The sequence below is a fragment of the Mycobacterium sp. ML4 genome, from assembly GCF_054515735.1.
The window spans coordinates 93258-108881 of sequence record NZ_JBTNSY010000003.1 but is presented as its reverse complement, the minus strand read 5'-3'; the positions used below and the strand labels follow the sequence as shown (position 1 = coordinate 108881).

At 67.6% G+C, this 15624-nt stretch carries 15 protein-coding genes and 1 pseudogene; 9 read left to right on the top strand and 7 right to left on the bottom strand.

What is annotated here, in order from left to right:
* Positions 1–19: 19 nt before the first annotated feature.
* Complete coding sequence (locus ACX9NE_RS04355; RefSeq protein ID WP_459360470.1) at positions 20–997, bottom strand: cupin; 978 nt, start codon at positions 995–997, stop codon at positions 20–22.
* Positions 998–1078: 81 nt separating this feature from the next.
* On the opposite strand from ACX9NE_RS04355, the gene ACX9NE_RS04350 reads away from it, so the two are divergent.
* Genes ACX9NE_RS04350 through ACX9NE_RS04335 form a run of 4 tightly spaced genes read left to right on the top strand, consistent with a single transcriptional unit; the run spans position 1079 to position 4081 of the window.
* A complete protein-coding gene (locus tag ACX9NE_RS04350; protein ID WP_459360469.1) occupies positions 1079–1747 on the top strand; it encodes a GntR family transcriptional regulator in 669 nt (222 codons plus the stop codon).
* Entirely contained in the window at positions 1747–3096 is a 1350-nt protein-coding gene (gene hpnE, locus ACX9NE_RS04345) for a hydroxysqualene dehydroxylase HpnE (protein ID WP_459360468.1), read from the top strand. The genes ACX9NE_RS04350 and hpnE overlap by 1 nt, the downstream gene beginning before the upstream one ends.
* Complete coding sequence (locus ACX9NE_RS04340) at positions 3093–3374, top strand: hypothetical protein (RefSeq protein ID WP_459360467.1); 282 nt, start codon at positions 3093–3095, stop codon at positions 3372–3374. The genes hpnE and ACX9NE_RS04340 overlap by 4 nt, the downstream gene beginning before the upstream one ends.
* A gap of 47 nt (positions 3375–3421) precedes the next feature.
* Positions 3422–4081 carry an acetoacetate decarboxylase family protein gene (locus ACX9NE_RS04335; RefSeq protein WP_459360466.1) on the top strand — a complete coding sequence of 220 codons (660 nt, stop codon included), beginning with the start codon at positions 3422–3424 and terminating at the stop codon, positions 4079–4081.
* On the opposite strand, the gene ACX9NE_RS04330 is transcribed toward ACX9NE_RS04335, so the two are convergent.
* Positions 4078–5574, bottom strand: a complete 1497-nt coding sequence (locus ACX9NE_RS04330) for a potassium/proton antiporter (RefSeq protein WP_459360465.1) — start codon at positions 5572–5574, stop codon at positions 4078–4080. The genes ACX9NE_RS04335 and ACX9NE_RS04330 overlap by 4 nt on opposite strands.
* A gap of 159 nt (positions 5575–5733) precedes the next feature.
* Between ACX9NE_RS04330 and ACX9NE_RS04325 the strand changes: the two genes are divergently transcribed.
* Complete coding sequence (locus ACX9NE_RS04325; RefSeq protein WP_459360623.1) at positions 5734–6432, top strand: potassium channel family protein; 699 nt, start codon at positions 5734–5736, stop codon at positions 6430–6432.
* Between the two features lie 9 nt (positions 6433–6441).
* The gene (locus ACX9NE_RS04320; RefSeq protein WP_459360464.1) at positions 6442–6819 is read left to right on the top strand and encodes a nuclear transport factor 2 family protein; all 378 of its coding nucleotides are present in this window, start codon (positions 6442–6444) and stop codon (positions 6817–6819) included.
* Positions 6820–6832: 13 nt separating this feature from the next.
* On the opposite strand, the gene ACX9NE_RS04315 is transcribed toward ACX9NE_RS04320, so the two are convergent.
* Positions 6833–8251 carry a flavin monoamine oxidase family protein gene (locus ACX9NE_RS04315; RefSeq protein ID WP_459360463.1) on the bottom strand — a complete coding sequence of 473 codons (1419 nt, stop codon included), beginning with the start codon at positions 8249–8251 and terminating at the stop codon, positions 6833–6835.
* Positions 8252–8318: 67 nt separating this feature from the next.
* Between ACX9NE_RS04315 and ACX9NE_RS04310 the strand changes: the two genes are divergently transcribed.
* Positions 8319–9293 carry an alpha/beta fold hydrolase gene (locus ACX9NE_RS04310; RefSeq protein WP_459360462.1) on the top strand — a complete coding sequence of 325 codons (975 nt, stop codon included), beginning with the start codon at positions 8319–8321 and terminating at the stop codon, positions 9291–9293.
* On the opposite strand, the gene ACX9NE_RS04305 is transcribed toward ACX9NE_RS04310, so the two are convergent.
* The 3 genes from ACX9NE_RS04305 to ACX9NE_RS04295 form a co-directional block, all read right to left on the bottom strand.
* Positions 9288–10634, bottom strand: coding sequence for a flavin monoamine oxidase family protein (locus ACX9NE_RS04305; protein WP_459360461.1), 1347 nt, complete (start codon positions 10632–10634; stop codon positions 9288–9290). The two genes, ACX9NE_RS04310 and ACX9NE_RS04305, sit on opposite strands and share 6 nt — an antisense overlap.
* Before the next feature lie 179 nt (positions 10635–10813).
* Entirely contained in the window at positions 10814–11938 is a 1125-nt protein-coding gene (locus tag ACX9NE_RS04300) for a hypothetical protein (RefSeq protein WP_459360460.1), read from the bottom strand.
* Positions 11938–13056, bottom strand: coding sequence for a phosphotransferase family protein (locus ACX9NE_RS04295; RefSeq protein ID WP_459360459.1), 1119 nt, complete (start codon positions 13054–13056; stop codon positions 11938–11940). Before ACX9NE_RS04295 ends, ACX9NE_RS04300 begins: the two co-directional genes overlap by 1 nt.
* A 44-nt stretch (positions 13057–13100) precedes the next feature.
* Between ACX9NE_RS04295 and ACX9NE_RS04290 the strand changes: the two genes are divergently transcribed.
* On the top strand, positions 13101–13703 hold the full coding sequence (locus ACX9NE_RS04290; RefSeq protein WP_459360458.1) for a TetR/AcrR family transcriptional regulator: 603 nt from the start codon (positions 13101–13103) through the stop codon (positions 13701–13703).
* The gene (locus ACX9NE_RS04285; protein WP_459360457.1) at positions 13700–14497 is read left to right on the top strand and encodes an SDR family NAD(P)-dependent oxidoreductase; all 798 of its coding nucleotides are present in this window, start codon (positions 13700–13702) and stop codon (positions 14495–14497) included. Before ACX9NE_RS04290 ends, ACX9NE_RS04285 begins: the two co-directional genes overlap by 4 nt.
* A 4-nt stretch (positions 14498–14501) precedes the next feature.
* Here ACX9NE_RS04285 and ACX9NE_RS04280 read toward each other — a convergent pair.
* Positions 14502–15522 (bottom strand): annotated as a pseudogene (locus tag ACX9NE_RS04280) (HNH endonuclease).
* Between the last annotated feature and the right edge of the window lie 102 nt (positions 15523–15624).

The following is a 15624-nucleotide window of genomic DNA, read 5'->3' as shown; positions in this document are numbered from 1 at the left end:
GCATTCACTCGGCGTGCCGTTACCGACGGGCTTGCGCTTCGTGTTCGGAAGGCCGGCGGCTGAACTGCATGTCGAGGCTGCGCAGGTAGGTCTGCAACCCGGCGTCCTGCACGGGGATCAGGTGCGCGGGTGCTTCGGACTCGTTGTAGTGGGCATGCCACATGCCCGGCGGCGTCGTGAAGGCTCCGCCGGCCTGCCAGTCCACCCGAATCGGGTCGGCGATCCGGCCGCGCTCATCGAGGCGGTTGCCCAGCAGCGTGTAACAGCCGGGCTCCGCGTCGAGGATCAAATCCAGTGCCACGGATTGGTGACGATGCGGGCGTTGTTCCCGGCCGGGCGGCAGCACCCCGAACATCGCCCACAACACGTGCGTCAGCGTCAACGTCTGCTCCTGCTCGGCGTTGGCCAGCAGCACGCTGACCCGGTTCCTGTCGTTGGCGCCGGGTTGCGACGCGATGTGCTCGAGCTCGGCGGTCACATCCGCGCCGCGGTACTTGGTCGGGCGAAACCTCGGCTCGGTCGCCCGGACACCCAGGTAACGAAGCAGCGGCTCGTCGTGCACCCAGTACATCGTGGCCTCGGCACCCGCCTGGAACGCTGCGCGCGAGTCAGCGGGCAAGACCAGGAAATCGCCTTTCTCCCAGCGAACCAGCTGATCGCCGACCATGGCGATGCCGCGTCCGGCCAGGATGTAGAACAACTGTGAGGTGGCGTTCGCGACGGTGTCGATCTGCTCGCCCCCGCGAATCCGCACGAAGTTGGCCAGCAGAGCGGGGCTGGTAGCCGCACCGTTGCCGCTCGCCAGGTCCGCGGACAGATCCAGCGGGATCACCCCGGTGGGCCGGCCGGCATGGATATCCGGACTGAACCGCGCGATCGGCACCCTGGGCGTATGCCCGGACGCGATGGGATCAGCGGCCCGGCTGTACTCGAAATAGCGGGCGTCGTCTGCCCACTCGGTAAATCCGCGCGTGAGATCGGGGTAGATCGCAGTCATATCCGTATAGTCTCTATCTTGTATCTATCAGGCAACCGGCACCGGCGAATACAGTGAGACCACTGAGCCGCAAGGAGAGTCATGGCGTTGCAGGGAACCCCGCGAGCAGCCAAAGACCGTGCCCTCGACTACGTCAAGACCCGGGTGCTGACCGGAGAATTTCCGGGCGGGGAACTGATCAGCGAGGGAGAGGTCGCCGCCGCGTTGGGTATGTCGCGGACCCCGGTCCGCGAGGCATTCCTGCAACTGGAGGTGGCCGGACTGTTGCGGCTGTACCCCAAACGCGGCGCTTTGGTGGTGCCGGTGTCCGCGGATGAGGTGCGTGCGGTCCTGCAGGCCCGGGCGGTACTGGAAGAGTTCGCGGCGACAGCGGTGGTTCAGCGCGGGCCCGAAGCCCGCGCGGCGGTGTACGAACGGCTGTGGGCGCAGGTGCAGCGCCAGCGCGAGGCGGCCGCCGCCGGGCGCTTGCCTGATTTCCTCGACTCCGATCGGGCCTTTCACAACATCACCCTCGAAGCTGCCGGCAACGCCATCCTGGCCGGGTTCTACTGCACGTTGCGTGACCGGCAGATGCGGATGATCGGTGAATCGGCCCGCAATGCCCAACGCCTGGCAACCATCATCGACGAGCATGAGCGCATCGCCCGGGCGCTGCGCGACGGCGACGGCGACGCGGCGGGTGCGGCGGTGCGGGCGCATCTGGCGGGCACCCTGCGGGCGCTGGGTCTGACCGCTCAAAGCGGGCACTGATGGCGCGCGTCGTGGTGGTGGGCGGTGGGCTGGCGGGGCTGGCCGCCACGGTGTGGCTCGCCGAACTCGGCTACGCGGTCACCCTGGTGGAAAGCAACGGCAAACTGGGCGGGCGCACCATCGGCCTGACATCCGGGCACGGCGATTCCATCGAGAACGGCCAGCATGTGCTGGCCGGTTCCTACGACTGCATCTTCCGTTACCTGGATTCCGTTGGTACGCGCCACCTTCTGCGGTTTCCCGACGAGTTCGGCGTGCGTTACCCGGGTGGACATGTCGAGACGTTCGGTCTTCGGGCGCGTAACGCACGCCGCCTGGTGCTGGGCAGAGTCCGGGGCCTGGGGATTGCAGCCCTGCTCCGCGCAGCACCGGCGTGGGCCCGCCTGATACATGACGTGGCGCGGTTCGACGATACGCTCGACGACATCACCGTGGACGAATGGCTGGACCGCCTCGGGTTTCCTGCCGAGGTGCGCCGAATCATGCTCAACACCATGGTGATTGGTTTGCTGAACGAACTTCCGCGGCTGGCGTCCGCGCACGCGTTCGCCGCGCTGCTGCGCACCGGCGCCGACCGGGTGCGTCGCGGCGGCCGGGCGGCCATGCGTATCGGTTATCCCACCGTCGACCTGCAAACGCTGTACCTCGACGGCGCTCGGCGGGTGATGGCCGAACGCGGGGTGCAGGTACGGTTGCGGACCCGGGCGGCAGCGGTAGTGGTGAAGTGCGGTCGTGCGTCCGGAGTGAGGTTGGCCGACACAACGGTGATCGACGCCGACGCGGTGGTGCTGGCCGTGCCGTCGTGGAATGTGCGGTCGCTGCTGGACGAGGTGCCGGGGTCCGAGGAGATTCGGTTGGCGGCCAAACAACTCGAGCCGATCCCGATCATGAACGCCTACGTGTTGCTCGACCGCCCGCTGGGCACCGTGGCACCGTGGGAATCGTTGCTGGACAGCGATATCGGCTGGGTCTTCGACCGCGACCGGATGCACGGGCCGCGCCCCGACGGCAACCACCTCTACGCGCTGACCACCTGCGCCGCCTACGACCTGATGACGATGACGAACCGCGAGGTGGCCGAGCGCCTGGTCGGCGCGCTGCGGGCCAGTTACCCGGCCGCCCGCGACGCCGAGGTGCTCGATGTCACCGTGGTGCCCTGGCCCAAGGCCACCTTCTCCTCCCGGGTCGGCACGTCGACCATCCGTCCCGGCAACCGGACCTCGTTGCCGAATCTGTTTCTGGCCGGTGACTGGACTCACAACGACTGGCCCACCACCATGGAGGGTGCCGCTCAAAGTGCTTCCCGCGCAGTCGAACTCGTCCGCGAGGCGCTCGAGTCGGGTAGTTGACGCAAACCGGGCACGCCGGGTATGAGATTCTGGTCCGCATGGCGCAGCTGCGGGGGCGACAGGGTGTCGCCGCTGCCGTGCTCGCGGAACTGGCCAGAGGGTCCTCCCGGACCGTGTTCGTGCCGAAGGTGGTGGGTCTGGTCTCGCGGGCAAGTGCCGCCCTGCCGGCCGTCCTGGTCGACGCGGCGTTCCGATTGTCAGGCGGTGACAAGGTCACCGCGCAACTGGACCGCGAGCAGCGGGCCGCCTATCAGGCGCGGATTGAGAATCAGGAGTAGCCACGGGGGACAACGGCATTCGCCGGGAGTTGACCGGAGTAGGGGGCGTGCCGGAAAGCGCACTCAGTCAGGCGCTGGTCGCGACGCTGCCGCGCAACGAAGCCCCCGCGCCGTGGGAGTGCCGGTGCTCGGCGCTACTGTGGCTGGGTCGCGGTGGTCGCACCGCGGCTGCAGCCCTGCCGCCGGCGTTGTCCGGCAGCCCCGCGCTGGTGACACTCGGAGCCTTCGTCCGCTACACCGACACCCCGGTCGGCGCGTATGACGAAGTGCTCGGCATCGTCGGCTCGCGTACCGGCCTGCGACCCTGGGGCAACGTGGCGTTCATGTCGGTGGATTCCGAGACCAGCCTGGTCGGTGGCCGGACCAACTGGGCGATGCCCAAGACCCTGGCCCGCTTCGACGGCGAACTGGCTGACGGGCACCTCATTACTGGCAGCAGCAGCGCCGAGCCGTCCTGGACGGTCAGCGCGACGCCGCGGATCAAGGGGCCGGCGATACCGCTGAAAGTCAAGGGCAGCGCGCGCCAGCAGTTTGCCGACGGTCGCGTCGGTGACTCGCTGCTGAGTTTCGCGGGCCGGATCCGGCCGGCTCTGGTGACTGTCGGCGTGTCTTCGTCTGGTCCGTTGCCGACCTGGCTGAGGCCCGGCCTGCATCTCGGCGCGTTCGTCGAAGAGGCGACTTTCACCCTCGGCGAACCTCGTTTCTAATCCAGCTCGCCGTATTCGTCGAACCAGTGTGCGAGCTTGCCGCGCCGGCTGACGGCGCGCAGTCGGGCTTCGGCCGCGGCGCGTGTCCTGCTGGTGGTGACGATGAGCAGTTGGTCGCCGCTTTCGATGCGCGTGTCGGGCTCGGGAACGAAGGTGTGGCCGTCCCGGATGATCAGGGTGATGACGGCCGGGTCCGGCAGGCGCAGTTCCAGAATGGTGACGTTGTGCAGCCGCGACGGGCGTTGCACCGTCATGGTCAGCAGCTCGGCGTCAAGCATGTCCAGCGGCGCGGCTTCGACCTGTATCTCGCGGGTGGCTTCGCGGGAAATCAGACCCAGGACGCGGGCGATCGGGCGCAGGCTGGGTGCTTGAATCAGCGTGAACACCACCACCAGGACGAAGACGATGTTGAGCAGCCGCGAGCTGCCCGCGACACCTTCCACGATCGGAAAGGTGGCCAATACGATCGGGACCGCGCCGCGCAGGCCCGCCCAGGACAGAAACACCTGGTCGCGCCACGGGATACGGAACCAGATCAGCGTCCCGACCACTGAGAGCGGCCGGGCGACCAGCAGCAGCACCAATCCGATCGTGATCGCCGGAATCACGTCGACCGCCAGGTCGCTCGGATCGACCAGAAGTCCGAGCAGGACGAACAGGCCGATCTGGGCCAGCCACCCGACCCCTTCGGCGAACGACCGGGTCGCCGAGCGGTGCGGCAGCCCGGAGTTCGCCAACACCACCGCCGCGAGATACGCGGCGATGAAACCGCTGGCATGGGCGTCGCCGGCGGCGGCGAACGCCACCAGGCCCAGTCCGAACGTCGCGATGGGGTAGAGACCGGAGGCCGGCAATGCGATGCGCCGCAGCCCGAACGAGCCGAGGTAACCGACCACCAGGCCGATCGCGGACCCGCCGATCAGTTCATACAGCAGGTCGGTGACCGCACCACCGGGTTCCCACACGAACGGCACCACGCTGAACATCAGCACCAGGATCACGCCCGGCGCGTCGTTGAAACCTGACTCGGCTTCCAACAACCCGGCCAGCCGCCGCGGTAGCGGTAGCACGCGCAGCACCGAGAACACCGCCGCGGCGTCGGTGGAGGACACGATCGCGCCCAACAGCAGCGCGAGTTGCCAGTCGAAGTGCAGCAGCAGATGCGCGCCGACGGCGGTGACCACCGCGCTGACGACCACGCCGACGGTGCCCAGGACGGCCGCCGGCGCCAGTACCCGGCGAATGTCACCAAACCGGGTGGTCAAGCCGCCTTCGACCAGGATGACCGCGAGCGCCGCGATGCCCACGTTGCGAGACAGGATCACGTCGTTGAACTGCAGACCCAATCCGTCCTCGCCGATCGCGACGCCGACCAGCAGGAACAGCAGCAGGCTGGGGAACCCCACGACCGTGGCCACGCGGGTACCGACGATGCTCGCCAGCAGCACGAGGCCGCCGATCGACACAGTCAGGTACAGCTGTTCCAGGGTCATGTGGTTCCGGTTCAGGGGAAGCGATCTGGTGCGGACGAGGCACCGCCGAATGCGGCGTGCTGTCAGTAAATCAGTCCGCACCGGCCGATGCTTCGTGGCACAGCGGGAAGTTCCGGGTGACATGGCATACGCAAAGATGGTCACGTGGCCAAGCGGAAGTTGCGGATCGGGATTGCCGGGGCCGGCAATGTCGGGCGCTCGGTCGCACACGAGTTGCTCGACGCCGGGCACAAGGTCCTGCTGATCGAGCGGCAACGACGCAACTTCGAGCCGCACAAGGTGCCCGAAGCGGACTGGCTCAACGCTGACGCCTGTGAAATGTCGTCGTTGCAGGAAGCCGGCGTGCAGACCTGCGACGTAGTGATCGCCGCGACCGGCGACGACAAGGCCAATCTGGTGGTGGGCCTGCTGGCCAAGTCGGAGTTCGGCGTGCCGCGGGTGGTGGCGCGCATCAACGACGTCCGCAACGAGTGGCTGTTCGGTCAGGCCTGGGGGATAGACGTGGCACTGTCGACGCCGGGTGCGATGGTTGCCGGGATCGAGGGCGCCATCGACATCGGTCACCTGGTCCGCCTGATGGGGCTGCAGGGAGGCCGCACCGCGCTGACGAAATTGACGCTGCCCGACGACAACCCGGTGGTGGGCGAGCGGGTCGGCGAACTGCGGCTACCGACCAATACCGCCCTTGTCACCGTGGTGCGTGGTGGCCAGGTGATCATCCCGCAGAGCGACGACGTCCTGCAGGGCGGCGACCAGCTGCTGTTCGTCGCCGGCAACGCGCGCGAGCGCGCCCTGTGGGCTGCGATCAACAGGATCAAGCCGAAACCCAGGATGCCGATGCGTCCCGATGCGTGGTGAGCTGATCGCATGTCTGTTTCGCTGCTGCGTGAGATGTTCGACCGGATGGTCGTCGCCAAGAACGCTGAACTGATCGAGCACTATTACCACCCCGAATTCGTGATGTGCTCCGACGGGCTGACGCAGGGTTTCACCGAATTCCGCGACAGTCATCGCAAGCTCTACGCCACGCCGATCGCGTACTCCGTTGAGTACGACGAGCAAGCCTGGGTAGACGCCGCGGACCGGGTTGCCGGGAGGGTGTGGATCACCACCTCGCGGCCCGGCGAGCAGCCGACCCGCATCGAGGTGGTACTGATCGCCGCCTACCGCGACGGGCGGATCCATCGAATCTGGGAGACCACCTGGCCGAGTTGGCGCAGCGTGGATGCGCTGGAAAATTATTGAGCCACAGCCTGATTCACGGTTTTGGCAGGCGTTGCATCAGTTCGGCGGCCGCACGGCGTCCACTGAGCAGGGCGCCGTGCACGGTGGTCGGATTGTCGGCTCCCACGGCCTCGCCGGCCAGATACAGCCGATCGCTGACCGGTTCCTGCAACCGGCGGCGGTCGTCGAGCCCTGAACCCGGTGCATGGAAGGAGTACGAGCCGAGCGCGTACGGGTCGGTGGTCCAGCTCGACGACCGCACCTCGATGACGTCGGTGCCGAACAGTCGCTTGGCGACAGGCTGTGCGCCTGCCATCACGGCAGCCGGGGGAGTGGACTCCGCGCGCCGGCCACGAGACCCGGGATTGAAGGCCAGGACAATCGGACCGGCGGCGGCGGGCAACGTGAACCATTGGGCCCACATCCCGTCGGCGGAGCCCAGATACTCGTGAAAGGCGTTCTCGGTGTCCCAGGTTCGTTGCTGAAAACGGAAGTAGCTCTTGGACAGCACGCCGAATCCCAGCGCGTTCACCGCGTGCGCATGCCCCTCGGGCAGCGGTGGGTCGAAGGTGATGCCGGCGGCCTTCAGGACGCCGAGCGGGACCGTCACGATCGCAGCCGGCCCCACGAAGCTTTGCTCGCCGGCCCTGACTGTGACCGAATCACGCTGTTGGGCAATGGAAGTGACGGCGGTCTTCAGCACGATCTGCAGTCCGCCGGCCATTAGCCGCGGAAGTGCGTCGTATCCGCTGGTGATGACCGACTGCGGGCCGTCGGTGAACGTGCCCAGGTCGAACGTGGTGGCCGACAGCTGGCCGGACTCGGCGGCGTACTCGTCTTCGATCTCGGTGGTGACATAGAAGTCCAGGGCCGCGCGTTCCCCGGCGGCAAGCTCCTCGCGGTCGGCCTCGGCGCTGATGGCGGCGCCCAGCGTGCCGCCGCTCACCTCGTCGCGCGCGTCGGACACCAGTTGGCGCCAGGTCTTGCGGTTGAACGTCATCGGCTGCAGCCGGGGATCGATCACCAGCTTGGTCGGGTGGTCGTAGTCGGTGGGTACGACGGTGGCGTGCACCTGCTGGGCCAGCTGCACCAGCGGATTGTTGTTGGTCCCGTGGATCCAGGACGCGCCCATCTCCAGCGGCACCCCCCAATCGCGGACGGTGTGCACCCGCCCGCCGATCCGGTCGCGGGCCTCGATCACCCGCACCGGCCAGCCCGCGTCGGCCAGGCTGCGTGCCGCACCCAATCCCGCCATTCCGGCACCGATGACGAGGACCGATTTCGTGTCCGGCGGCGCGGTGGCGGTGGTTACGCGGGTCCGCTGCGCCGGCCGAGACGGTGATGCGCAGCCATCCGCCAGCAGGGTCGTCGCCGCTAACAATCCCCGACGGGATAACTGAGGCACGGTTTCGCCGTTATCTGATTGTGTTCTGGTATGTGACGGACCGCACATTACGGTCCGGTAAAGTCGGCGGCAACTGGATGGCGGCAACGGAGCCGCGACCAAGGCGGGAGCGGCGATGAGTGCTCGGATTTCTACCCGTGAAAGACCGATTCGGCCGTTGCCGGCCGAGTTGCCACCGAGTCGTACCGTCAGGGTGCGCGCTGCCGACGGTACCGCCCTGCACGCGGAGGTGTTCGGCCCCGCCGATGGCTATCCGATAGTCCTCACCCACGGTTTCGTCTGTGCCATCCGGGCGTGGTCCCACCAGATCGCGGACCTGGCCGCCGACTACCGCGTGATCGCTTTCGACCACCGCGGACATGGTCGCAGCGCGGTTCCGCGGCGCGGCGGCTACAGCCTCAAACACCTGGCTTCGGATCTGGATTGCGTGCTCGATGCCACGCTGGCGCCGCACGAGCGGGCGTTGATCGCGGGGCACTCGATGGGCGGTATGACGATCCAGGCCTGGTCGAACCGTTATCGCCACAAGGTCCGTCGGCGGGCCGATGCCGTTGCGCTGATCAACACCGCCAGCGGTGATCTGCTGGACAAGATCAAGTTGCTGCCGGTGCCGCGGGGGTTGTCGCCGGCCCGGGCGGTAGCCGGGCGCACGCTGATCAACGCCGTCGGCGGGGTCCCGCTGCCGGGTGCGGTCCGGATTCCGAGCCGGTATCTGGTGGCGATGATGGCCGTCGGCGCCGGTGCGGATCCGGCCGTGGTCAAGCTCGTCTACGAGCTGTTCGCCCAGACCTCACCGATGGGTCGCGGCGGTTGCGCACGGATGCTGATCGACGAGATCGGCTCGCGGCACCTCAACCTCGAGGGTCTGACGGTGCCGACGCTGGTGATCGGCAGTGAGCACGACCGACTGACCCCGATCAGCCAGGCCCGCCTGCTCGCGCGCACCGCTCCCAACGTCCTGGAATTGGTGGAGCTGCCCGGTGGGCACTGCTCGATGCTCGAACAGCCCGACGAGGTGAACCGGCGGCTGCGCGGCCTCGCCGAATCGGTCATCGACCGGCAGTCACCGGTCCGGCTGATCAGCTCATAACAGCGCGGCGACCTCGGCGGCGGCGCGCTGGCCGGAGCGGACCGCGCCGTCGAAGTACCCGGTCCATTCGTCGGCCGTCTCGGTGCCCGCCCAGTGGATCGGGCCAACTGGCTGGCGCAGCAACCTGCCGTACTTCGTCCACGACCCCGGCGGCACCGCCGCGGTGGGCCCGCCCGGTGCGAATTCCTCAGTTCCCCAACGGAAATCGGTGTAGTCGAGGGGGCTGAGCGCTTCCTCTCCGTACAACGACGCGAAGCAGCGCAGGGCGTCGCGGCGACGCTGGTCGCTGGGCAGCGAGTCGAAGGCACGGGGGTCGACGAATCCCAGCAGGATGCCCGGGCCGTCCTCGTGGAGGCTGACATCGAAGGTGATGAAGATCGGGCCGGTGTCCAGCAACGCCTGGCCGGAGAAGCCTTTGGCCCGCCAGAACGGCGTGTCGTAGGCCGCGTAGGCCTTGCTCAGCCGCCCCTGCGGCCAGTGCTGCGCGAGATCGGAGTATTCGGGCGGCAAGGGCGGAGTGAACTCGATGCCGTTGCGGTGGGCGGGCGGTATCGCCACGATGACGAACCCGGCCTCGGCCTGACCCCGATCCGACGTAACGGTCACCCCGGATCCGTGCCGCTCGATACGGCGCACACACGCATCCAGGACTACGCGGTCTCCGAGTTCGGCCGCCGCCCGTTCGGCGATCTGCTGCGTGCCGCCGGGAATCAGGTCCTGTTGGGCGCCGTTCTCGGTGTCCAGCAGCCGGTTGAGCCCGCCGGCCGCCCGCACGTACCGGGCGGCGTGCAGCATCGACACATCCTCGGGTTCGCAACCCCACGTCACCCGGGTCATGATCGCCATCAGATCCCGCGACGAGGCCGTGGCGCGTACCGCCCCCAGCCACTGTCCCAACGAGACACCGTCGAGTTGGCGCGCCCGCTTGGCATGCCAGGGGGCCGCGACCGGAACGGTGCGGGAGATCCTCTCGAACTGCCACTGCAGCCGTCCGATGTCGAGCAATCCGAGCAGCGACAGACGGGGGATGGTTCCGCTGTAGGCGCGCGCCGCGCCGCGCCAGTGGATGACATTCTTGCCGTCGTGATACGTCGGAACGGTCGGTAGCCCGAGTTCGTCGATCAGCTGGAGCACGGCGTCCTGGGTAGGACCCACGAACGAGCCGCCCCGGTCGATCGGTAGCCCGGCGAGGCTGCCGCTGAACGAGCGGCCGCCGACCCGGTCCCGGCCCTCCAGCACCAGCACGTCGTGACCCTCTCGCGTCAGCTCCCGAGCGGCGGCAAGTCCGGCGAGGCCGGCGCCCACCACGACAACGTCGACATTCCACGGTGGGTTCGGCACTGCTCCAGTGAACAACATTGCCGCCGGCTTCGTAGGGTGACCTGGGTGCCGGATCTCGAGGAGGGTGTGCGGCGAAGGTATTCACCGCGTTGTGCGGCCTGGCCCACACGATTTGTTCGCGCCGCTGACCCCTGCTGACCAATGTGGCGATTGCGTTTCCACGCAACCCAATTCAGGCTTCAGGGAGCTACGGTTAGCCAATCGGCGAACCCGGACGGATCGTGCCGGCCCAGTGCGCCGTGCTCGTACAGGCCCCAGCCCTCGACCGGATCCCCGTCGCCGTCGCGGCATACCGCCCGTCCGACATGGTCGATGACGCCGAAGCCGGACCGGGCGATGATGCCCGGATCGGTCATGTCGTAGGTCAGCCGTTCGGCGAACTTCTCGCCCTTCCACACCCCGTGCAGCCAGTCCGAGTCACCGCCGTAACCGCCACCGACGTGAATGGGCACCGGCAGCTTGGACTCCACGTCAAAGTGAACTGGGGAGCCGTCGGGCGCGGTCGCGTCGATGGTCGCCCCCGTCGGGATGCGGGTGCCGGAGCGATAGTGGATCTTGACCCTCGGCCAGCCCAGCTGCTCCACCCGACCGTCGCGCCACACCCGGGTGCAGTCGTTGAGCGAGCGGAAACCGTCGGGCTCCTCCTGGATGATCAGCACAATCGCGAAGTCATCGAACGCGATGGGCACGTACAGCCACCACATGCCTTCGAACGGCGGGTCTGCGGGCCGGCCGGCCGGTTCCGGCTCGCCGATGGGGCGAATGCCCCAGGACCGGTCGCGACTGCCGATCCAGATCGACGGGTCGACGGTGATCTCTTCACCGTCGACGGACAGGTGACCGCTCCAGCTGCCGAGCTGGGCGAACCGCTGGGCATGCAGGGTGACCCGGTTGCCTGACCGCAGGATGTGCGGCTGCTCCTGGACCACGTCGAACAGGCCCTCCCAGGTGAGGTCGGCGGCGATGCCTTCGGTTTGGTCCAGCACGATGCGCAGTTTGCGCAGCGGTTCGATGACCTCGACACGGTAGCCGTTGACGTGCTGGTGCAACCTGTCGGAGTCGATGGCGTCCGAAAGGTGCACGGCGGTCTGGGTCTCTGCCCGCCGGATGAGCAGGAATGCGTCCTTGACTCCGAGGTTCGGGTAGTAACCGATGCCGGAGATGACGAAGATGTCCCCGGTGCGGTCATGGGCGTTGAAATACGAGCGGTCGTAGAAGTTGCGGTCGGAGGACCCGGGCCACGCGATCGGCTGGGGAACCTGGTGTACCGGGTACTCGTCGAGCGGGCCAAGTGATTGTGGCATCAGCGGTCCTGTCCGATAAGACGTTTCATCAACCCGGCGTGGTAGAACAGCGTCTCGACATCGTCGGGTTTCTCGACCTCGCCGAAGTGCACGCGCCGGGCGCCGGTCCGCATGAACACACACGCCCACATCACCCCGGAGTACACGTAGAACCAGTTCAGATCGCTGAGTTCGACGCCGGTCAGTCGCTGATACGTGGCGCGCACGTCGTCCTCACGCATCACCTCCGGTAGGCCAGGCAGGGTCGCCAGGCTGGCGAGCTCCTGAAAAACTTTGTGCGCGAATATCATCCATGCGACATCGAGTTCGCGCGGGCCGAGTGTCACCATCTCCCAGTCCAGCACCGCCACCGGCTCGAAGTCGCGGTACAGCACGTTGCCTACCCGGGCGTCGCCCCAGTTGAGCACCGGCTCACGCGCCTCGGCGTCGGCCGGCCAATTCTTGTCCAGCCATTCAAAAGTCCGCTCCACCAAAGGTGATCGGCCGATGTCGGAGACCGCGAAGTCATACCAGGACTTCACCCAGCCGAAGTGCTTACGTAATGCGGTGTCCCCGGTCAAACCCTCGGTGAGGAAGCCGAAGGTGTTCTGCGCGTGGGGGATCGAATGCAAGGCTGCCAGAACTTTCACCGAGGCGTCCTGCAACTTGCGCTGTTGGTCTCTTCGTGCGTCGGCGAACCAGTTGCCCCCGAACGTGTAGGGCATGACGTCGGGCGGCACCACGCCGTCGACGTAGTCCATCAGGAAGAAGGGCGCTCCCAGCACTTCACCGCTGTCCTCGATCCAGCGCACCCTGGGCACCGGGACGTCGGTCAGTTCGCCGACCTTGCGGATGACCTCGAACTGGTGGTCGAGGCGATAGGTCGGAAACACCGGCACGTCCTGCGTGGTGGGCGCGACCCGCGCGACCAGCTTCTGCTCCTGGCCCTCCCACCGGGCGGTCAGGATGATGGTTTCCGACGACATACCCGTGGAGTCCACGCCACTTTCCACGGTTACCTCGGGCGCGACCGGCAGCACCGTCGCCAACCACTGCGACATCAGCGCCGGAACCGTCGCGGTGTCGCGGCTCGAGCGTTGTATGCGGCCCACATCTTCGAGCGCCGGTTCATTCGCCACGGGTGCTTCCTTTGCGGGGTAATTACGATACGGTAGGTAGCGTTATGAAAGCAGACCCGACAACCCTTGACAAGATCCCTGGCGCCGGGCGGCCCCGGGATCCCCGCATCGACTCTGCCATCTTGGCGGCGACCGCGGAACTGCTTGTCAACGTCGGCTATTCGAACCTGAGCCTGGCCGCCGTGGCCGAGCGGGCCGGCACGACGAAGTCCGCGCTGTACCGCAGGTGGTCCAGCAAGGCCGAGCTGGTGCACGAGGCGGCGTTCCCCGTGGCGCCGACAGCGCTGGAGGCTCCCGCGGGCGATTTCGCCGCCGACGTCCGGATGATGATCGAAGCCACCCGGGACGTGTTCACCACTCCCGTGGTGCGCGCGGCGCTGCCGGGGCTGGTGGCCGACATGACCGCCGATCCCGAGCTGAACACTCGGGTCATGTCGCGCTTCGCGGGCTTGTTCGCCGCGGTACGGACACGACTGCGCGAGGCGATCTACCGGGGCGAAGCCCATCCCGACGTCGACCCGGACCGGCTGATCGAGTTGATCGGGGGCGCCACGATGCTGCGGATGATGCTGCACCCTGAGCAGAAGCTGGACGACGCGTGGGTGGAGCAGACGGCGGCCATCATGGTGCACGGGGTAACCCGATGACGGCCATCGTCACCGGTGCCAGCCGGGGCCTGGGGCGGGCCATCGCACTGGCGCTGGCGGCCGACGGTGAGGACGTCGCGGTCATCGGCCGCACCGAGGCCGTGTGGGACGATCGACTGCCCGGAACTATCGGTGAGACGGTCGCCGACATCGAGTCGGCAGGAGGGCGGGCGGTGGCGATCCGTGCCGACTTGACGGACCGTGACGACGTCGTCCGCCTGGTGGACGAAGCCCGGGATGCGTTGGGGCCCATCACAATACTGATCAACAACGCCGCATTCACGGCGCCGGGACGCCCGGGTGCCGCGCCGCGCGCCAAACCGGCGGCGGGGGACAAGCCCCGCTGGCCGGGGTTCGTCAGCATCCCGCTGTCCGCCTATCGCCGGCATTTCGAGATCGCTCTGTTCGCCTCCTACGAGCTGATGCAGTTGGTGAGCCCGGACATGATCAGCGCGGGCGGCGGTTCGATCGTCAACATCACGTCGATCGCCTCGCGGCTGGGTGGCGGATTGCCCGGATACGGCGGCTCCAAGGCCGCACTGGAACACCTCACCGGGTGCGCGGCGCTCGATCTCGCCGACCACAACATCGCGGTCAACGCGCTCGCACCGTCCAAACCGATCATGACACCGGGCCTGTCCTACTACGCCCATGATTTCGACGACGTGAGCTCCGCCGAGGAATTCGCCCAAGCGGCAGTACAACTCGCGCGGGTAAGCCCCAGCATGGTGACCGGCCGCACCATCGGGCACCTGCAGGTGCTGGACGGAAGCTACTCTCCGTTCACGGTGTGAATCGTCATGCGGCATGACGATGGATCAGCGCGATGCCGATGGCGTCTTCGGTCATGCTGATGTCGGTGCGTGAGTAGATCGGAGGTGCGGTGGATTGGTAGTGCCCTCCGGTGGGGTGACATGTTCGGTTGTGTGGGTGCCGTTGTTGTCGTGGGCGCTGACGCGCCAGCCGGGTGATTCTTTAACGTAATTGCAGCGTTCGCACAGGCCCTCGCCGTTTGCGGCGGTGGTGGGTCCGCCTCGGTGGACGGGCGTGATGTGGTCGCGGTGGCGGATCGGGGCGACGCAGTAGGGGGGTGCGGCAGGTTTGGTCGCGCAGGGTGATGAATTCGGGCCAGCCCGCGCGGGAAGGTCCGCGTGTGATTTCATCGCGACCAGCGCGCCGGTCGTGGGGCTGGCGTACAGTCGGCGCAGGGTGACCAGCGACTTCTGGTCGGCGGCGGCGGTGGTCAACCAACGGCGCGCAACTTCCGCGGGGATGGGACCGTAACCTTCGACCAGGGCGGCGTCGTTCTCGCCGCCGAGCAGGGCTCGGTCGGAAATGACGATGTTGAGCGCGATCGAAGCCGGCGTGGCAGCGGGGGTAGCGGTGATGCGTTCGACCAGCGCGTCGGCCATGACCTGCCGCGGCTGCGGTGATCGAAGGTGGTGTCGGCGGCGCGGCGCAGCGCGGCGTACACCCCGACACCCTGGGCGACCGGCAGCAGGGGCGCTGACCCAGGTCATGGTAGGGCGTAGGGCATCTCGTGGACCAGCGCCTTGGCCAACCCCAGATGCCGGCTCCCGCGGGCCGGAGAATCCCGCCGCGCCAACGCGACCTCTCTGCCCACCCCGCGACCTCGCTTGGCTGCGGGCACTCCTGCGGCCGCGTCGGCGGCGCGCCGGGCGGTATCGAGCGCGGCCGCCGCACGGGCCTGACCGGCCGCCGCGGCGGACTTGATCTGCTCCAGCTCTTGTATGCGCGCGGTCAGCTCGGCCTCGGTGGCGCCGGGTTCCACGCGGGAAAACTGCACTAATTCGAACATATGTTCGATAGTACACGGCGGGGCAGACACCCGCCCGCCACTGGACCCTGGCAGCCCAACGCCGCTAGCCTTCGGCTATGGGGCGCAAGTCGCCAGGGAACT

What these genes read in the sequence shown, in the direction of transcription:
- ACX9NE_RS04355 (WP_459360470.1), bottom strand. Translation starts at nt 997, where the DNA reads ATGACTGCGATCTACCCCGATCTCACGCGCGGATTTACCGAGTGGGCA.
- ACX9NE_RS04350 (WP_459360469.1), top strand. Translation starts at nt 1,079, where the DNA reads ATGGCGTTGCAGGGAACCCCGCGAGCAGCCAAAGACCGTGCCCTCGAC.
- hpnE (WP_459360468.1), top strand. Translation starts at nt 1,747, where the DNA reads ATGGCGCGCGTCGTGGTGGTGGGCGGTGGGCTGGCGGGGCTGGCCGCC.
- ACX9NE_RS04330 (WP_459360465.1), bottom strand. Translation starts at nt 5,574, where the DNA reads ATGACCCTGGAACAGCTGTACCTGACTGTGTCGATCGGCGGCCTCGTG.
- ACX9NE_RS04320 (WP_459360464.1), top strand. Translation starts at nt 6,442, where the DNA reads ATGTCTGTTTCGCTGCTGCGTGAGATGTTCGACCGGATGGTCGTCGCC.
- ACX9NE_RS04315 (WP_459360463.1), bottom strand. Translation starts at nt 8,251, where the DNA reads ATGTGCGGTCCGTCACATACCAGAACACAATCAGATAACGGCGAAACC.
- ACX9NE_RS04310 (WP_459360462.1), top strand. Translation starts at nt 8,319, where the DNA reads ATGAGTGCTCGGATTTCTACCCGTGAAAGACCGATTCGGCCGTTGCCG.
- ACX9NE_RS04300 (WP_459360460.1), bottom strand. Translation starts at nt 11,938, where the DNA reads ATGCCACAATCACTTGGCCCGCTCGACGAGTACCCGGTACACCAGGTT.
- ACX9NE_RS04290 (WP_459360458.1), top strand. Translation starts at nt 13,101, where the DNA reads ATGAAAGCAGACCCGACAACCCTTGACAAGATCCCTGGCGCCGGGCGG.
- ACX9NE_RS04285 (WP_459360457.1), top strand. Translation starts at nt 13,700, where the DNA reads ATGACGGCCATCGTCACCGGTGCCAGCCGGGGCCTGGGGCGGGCCATC.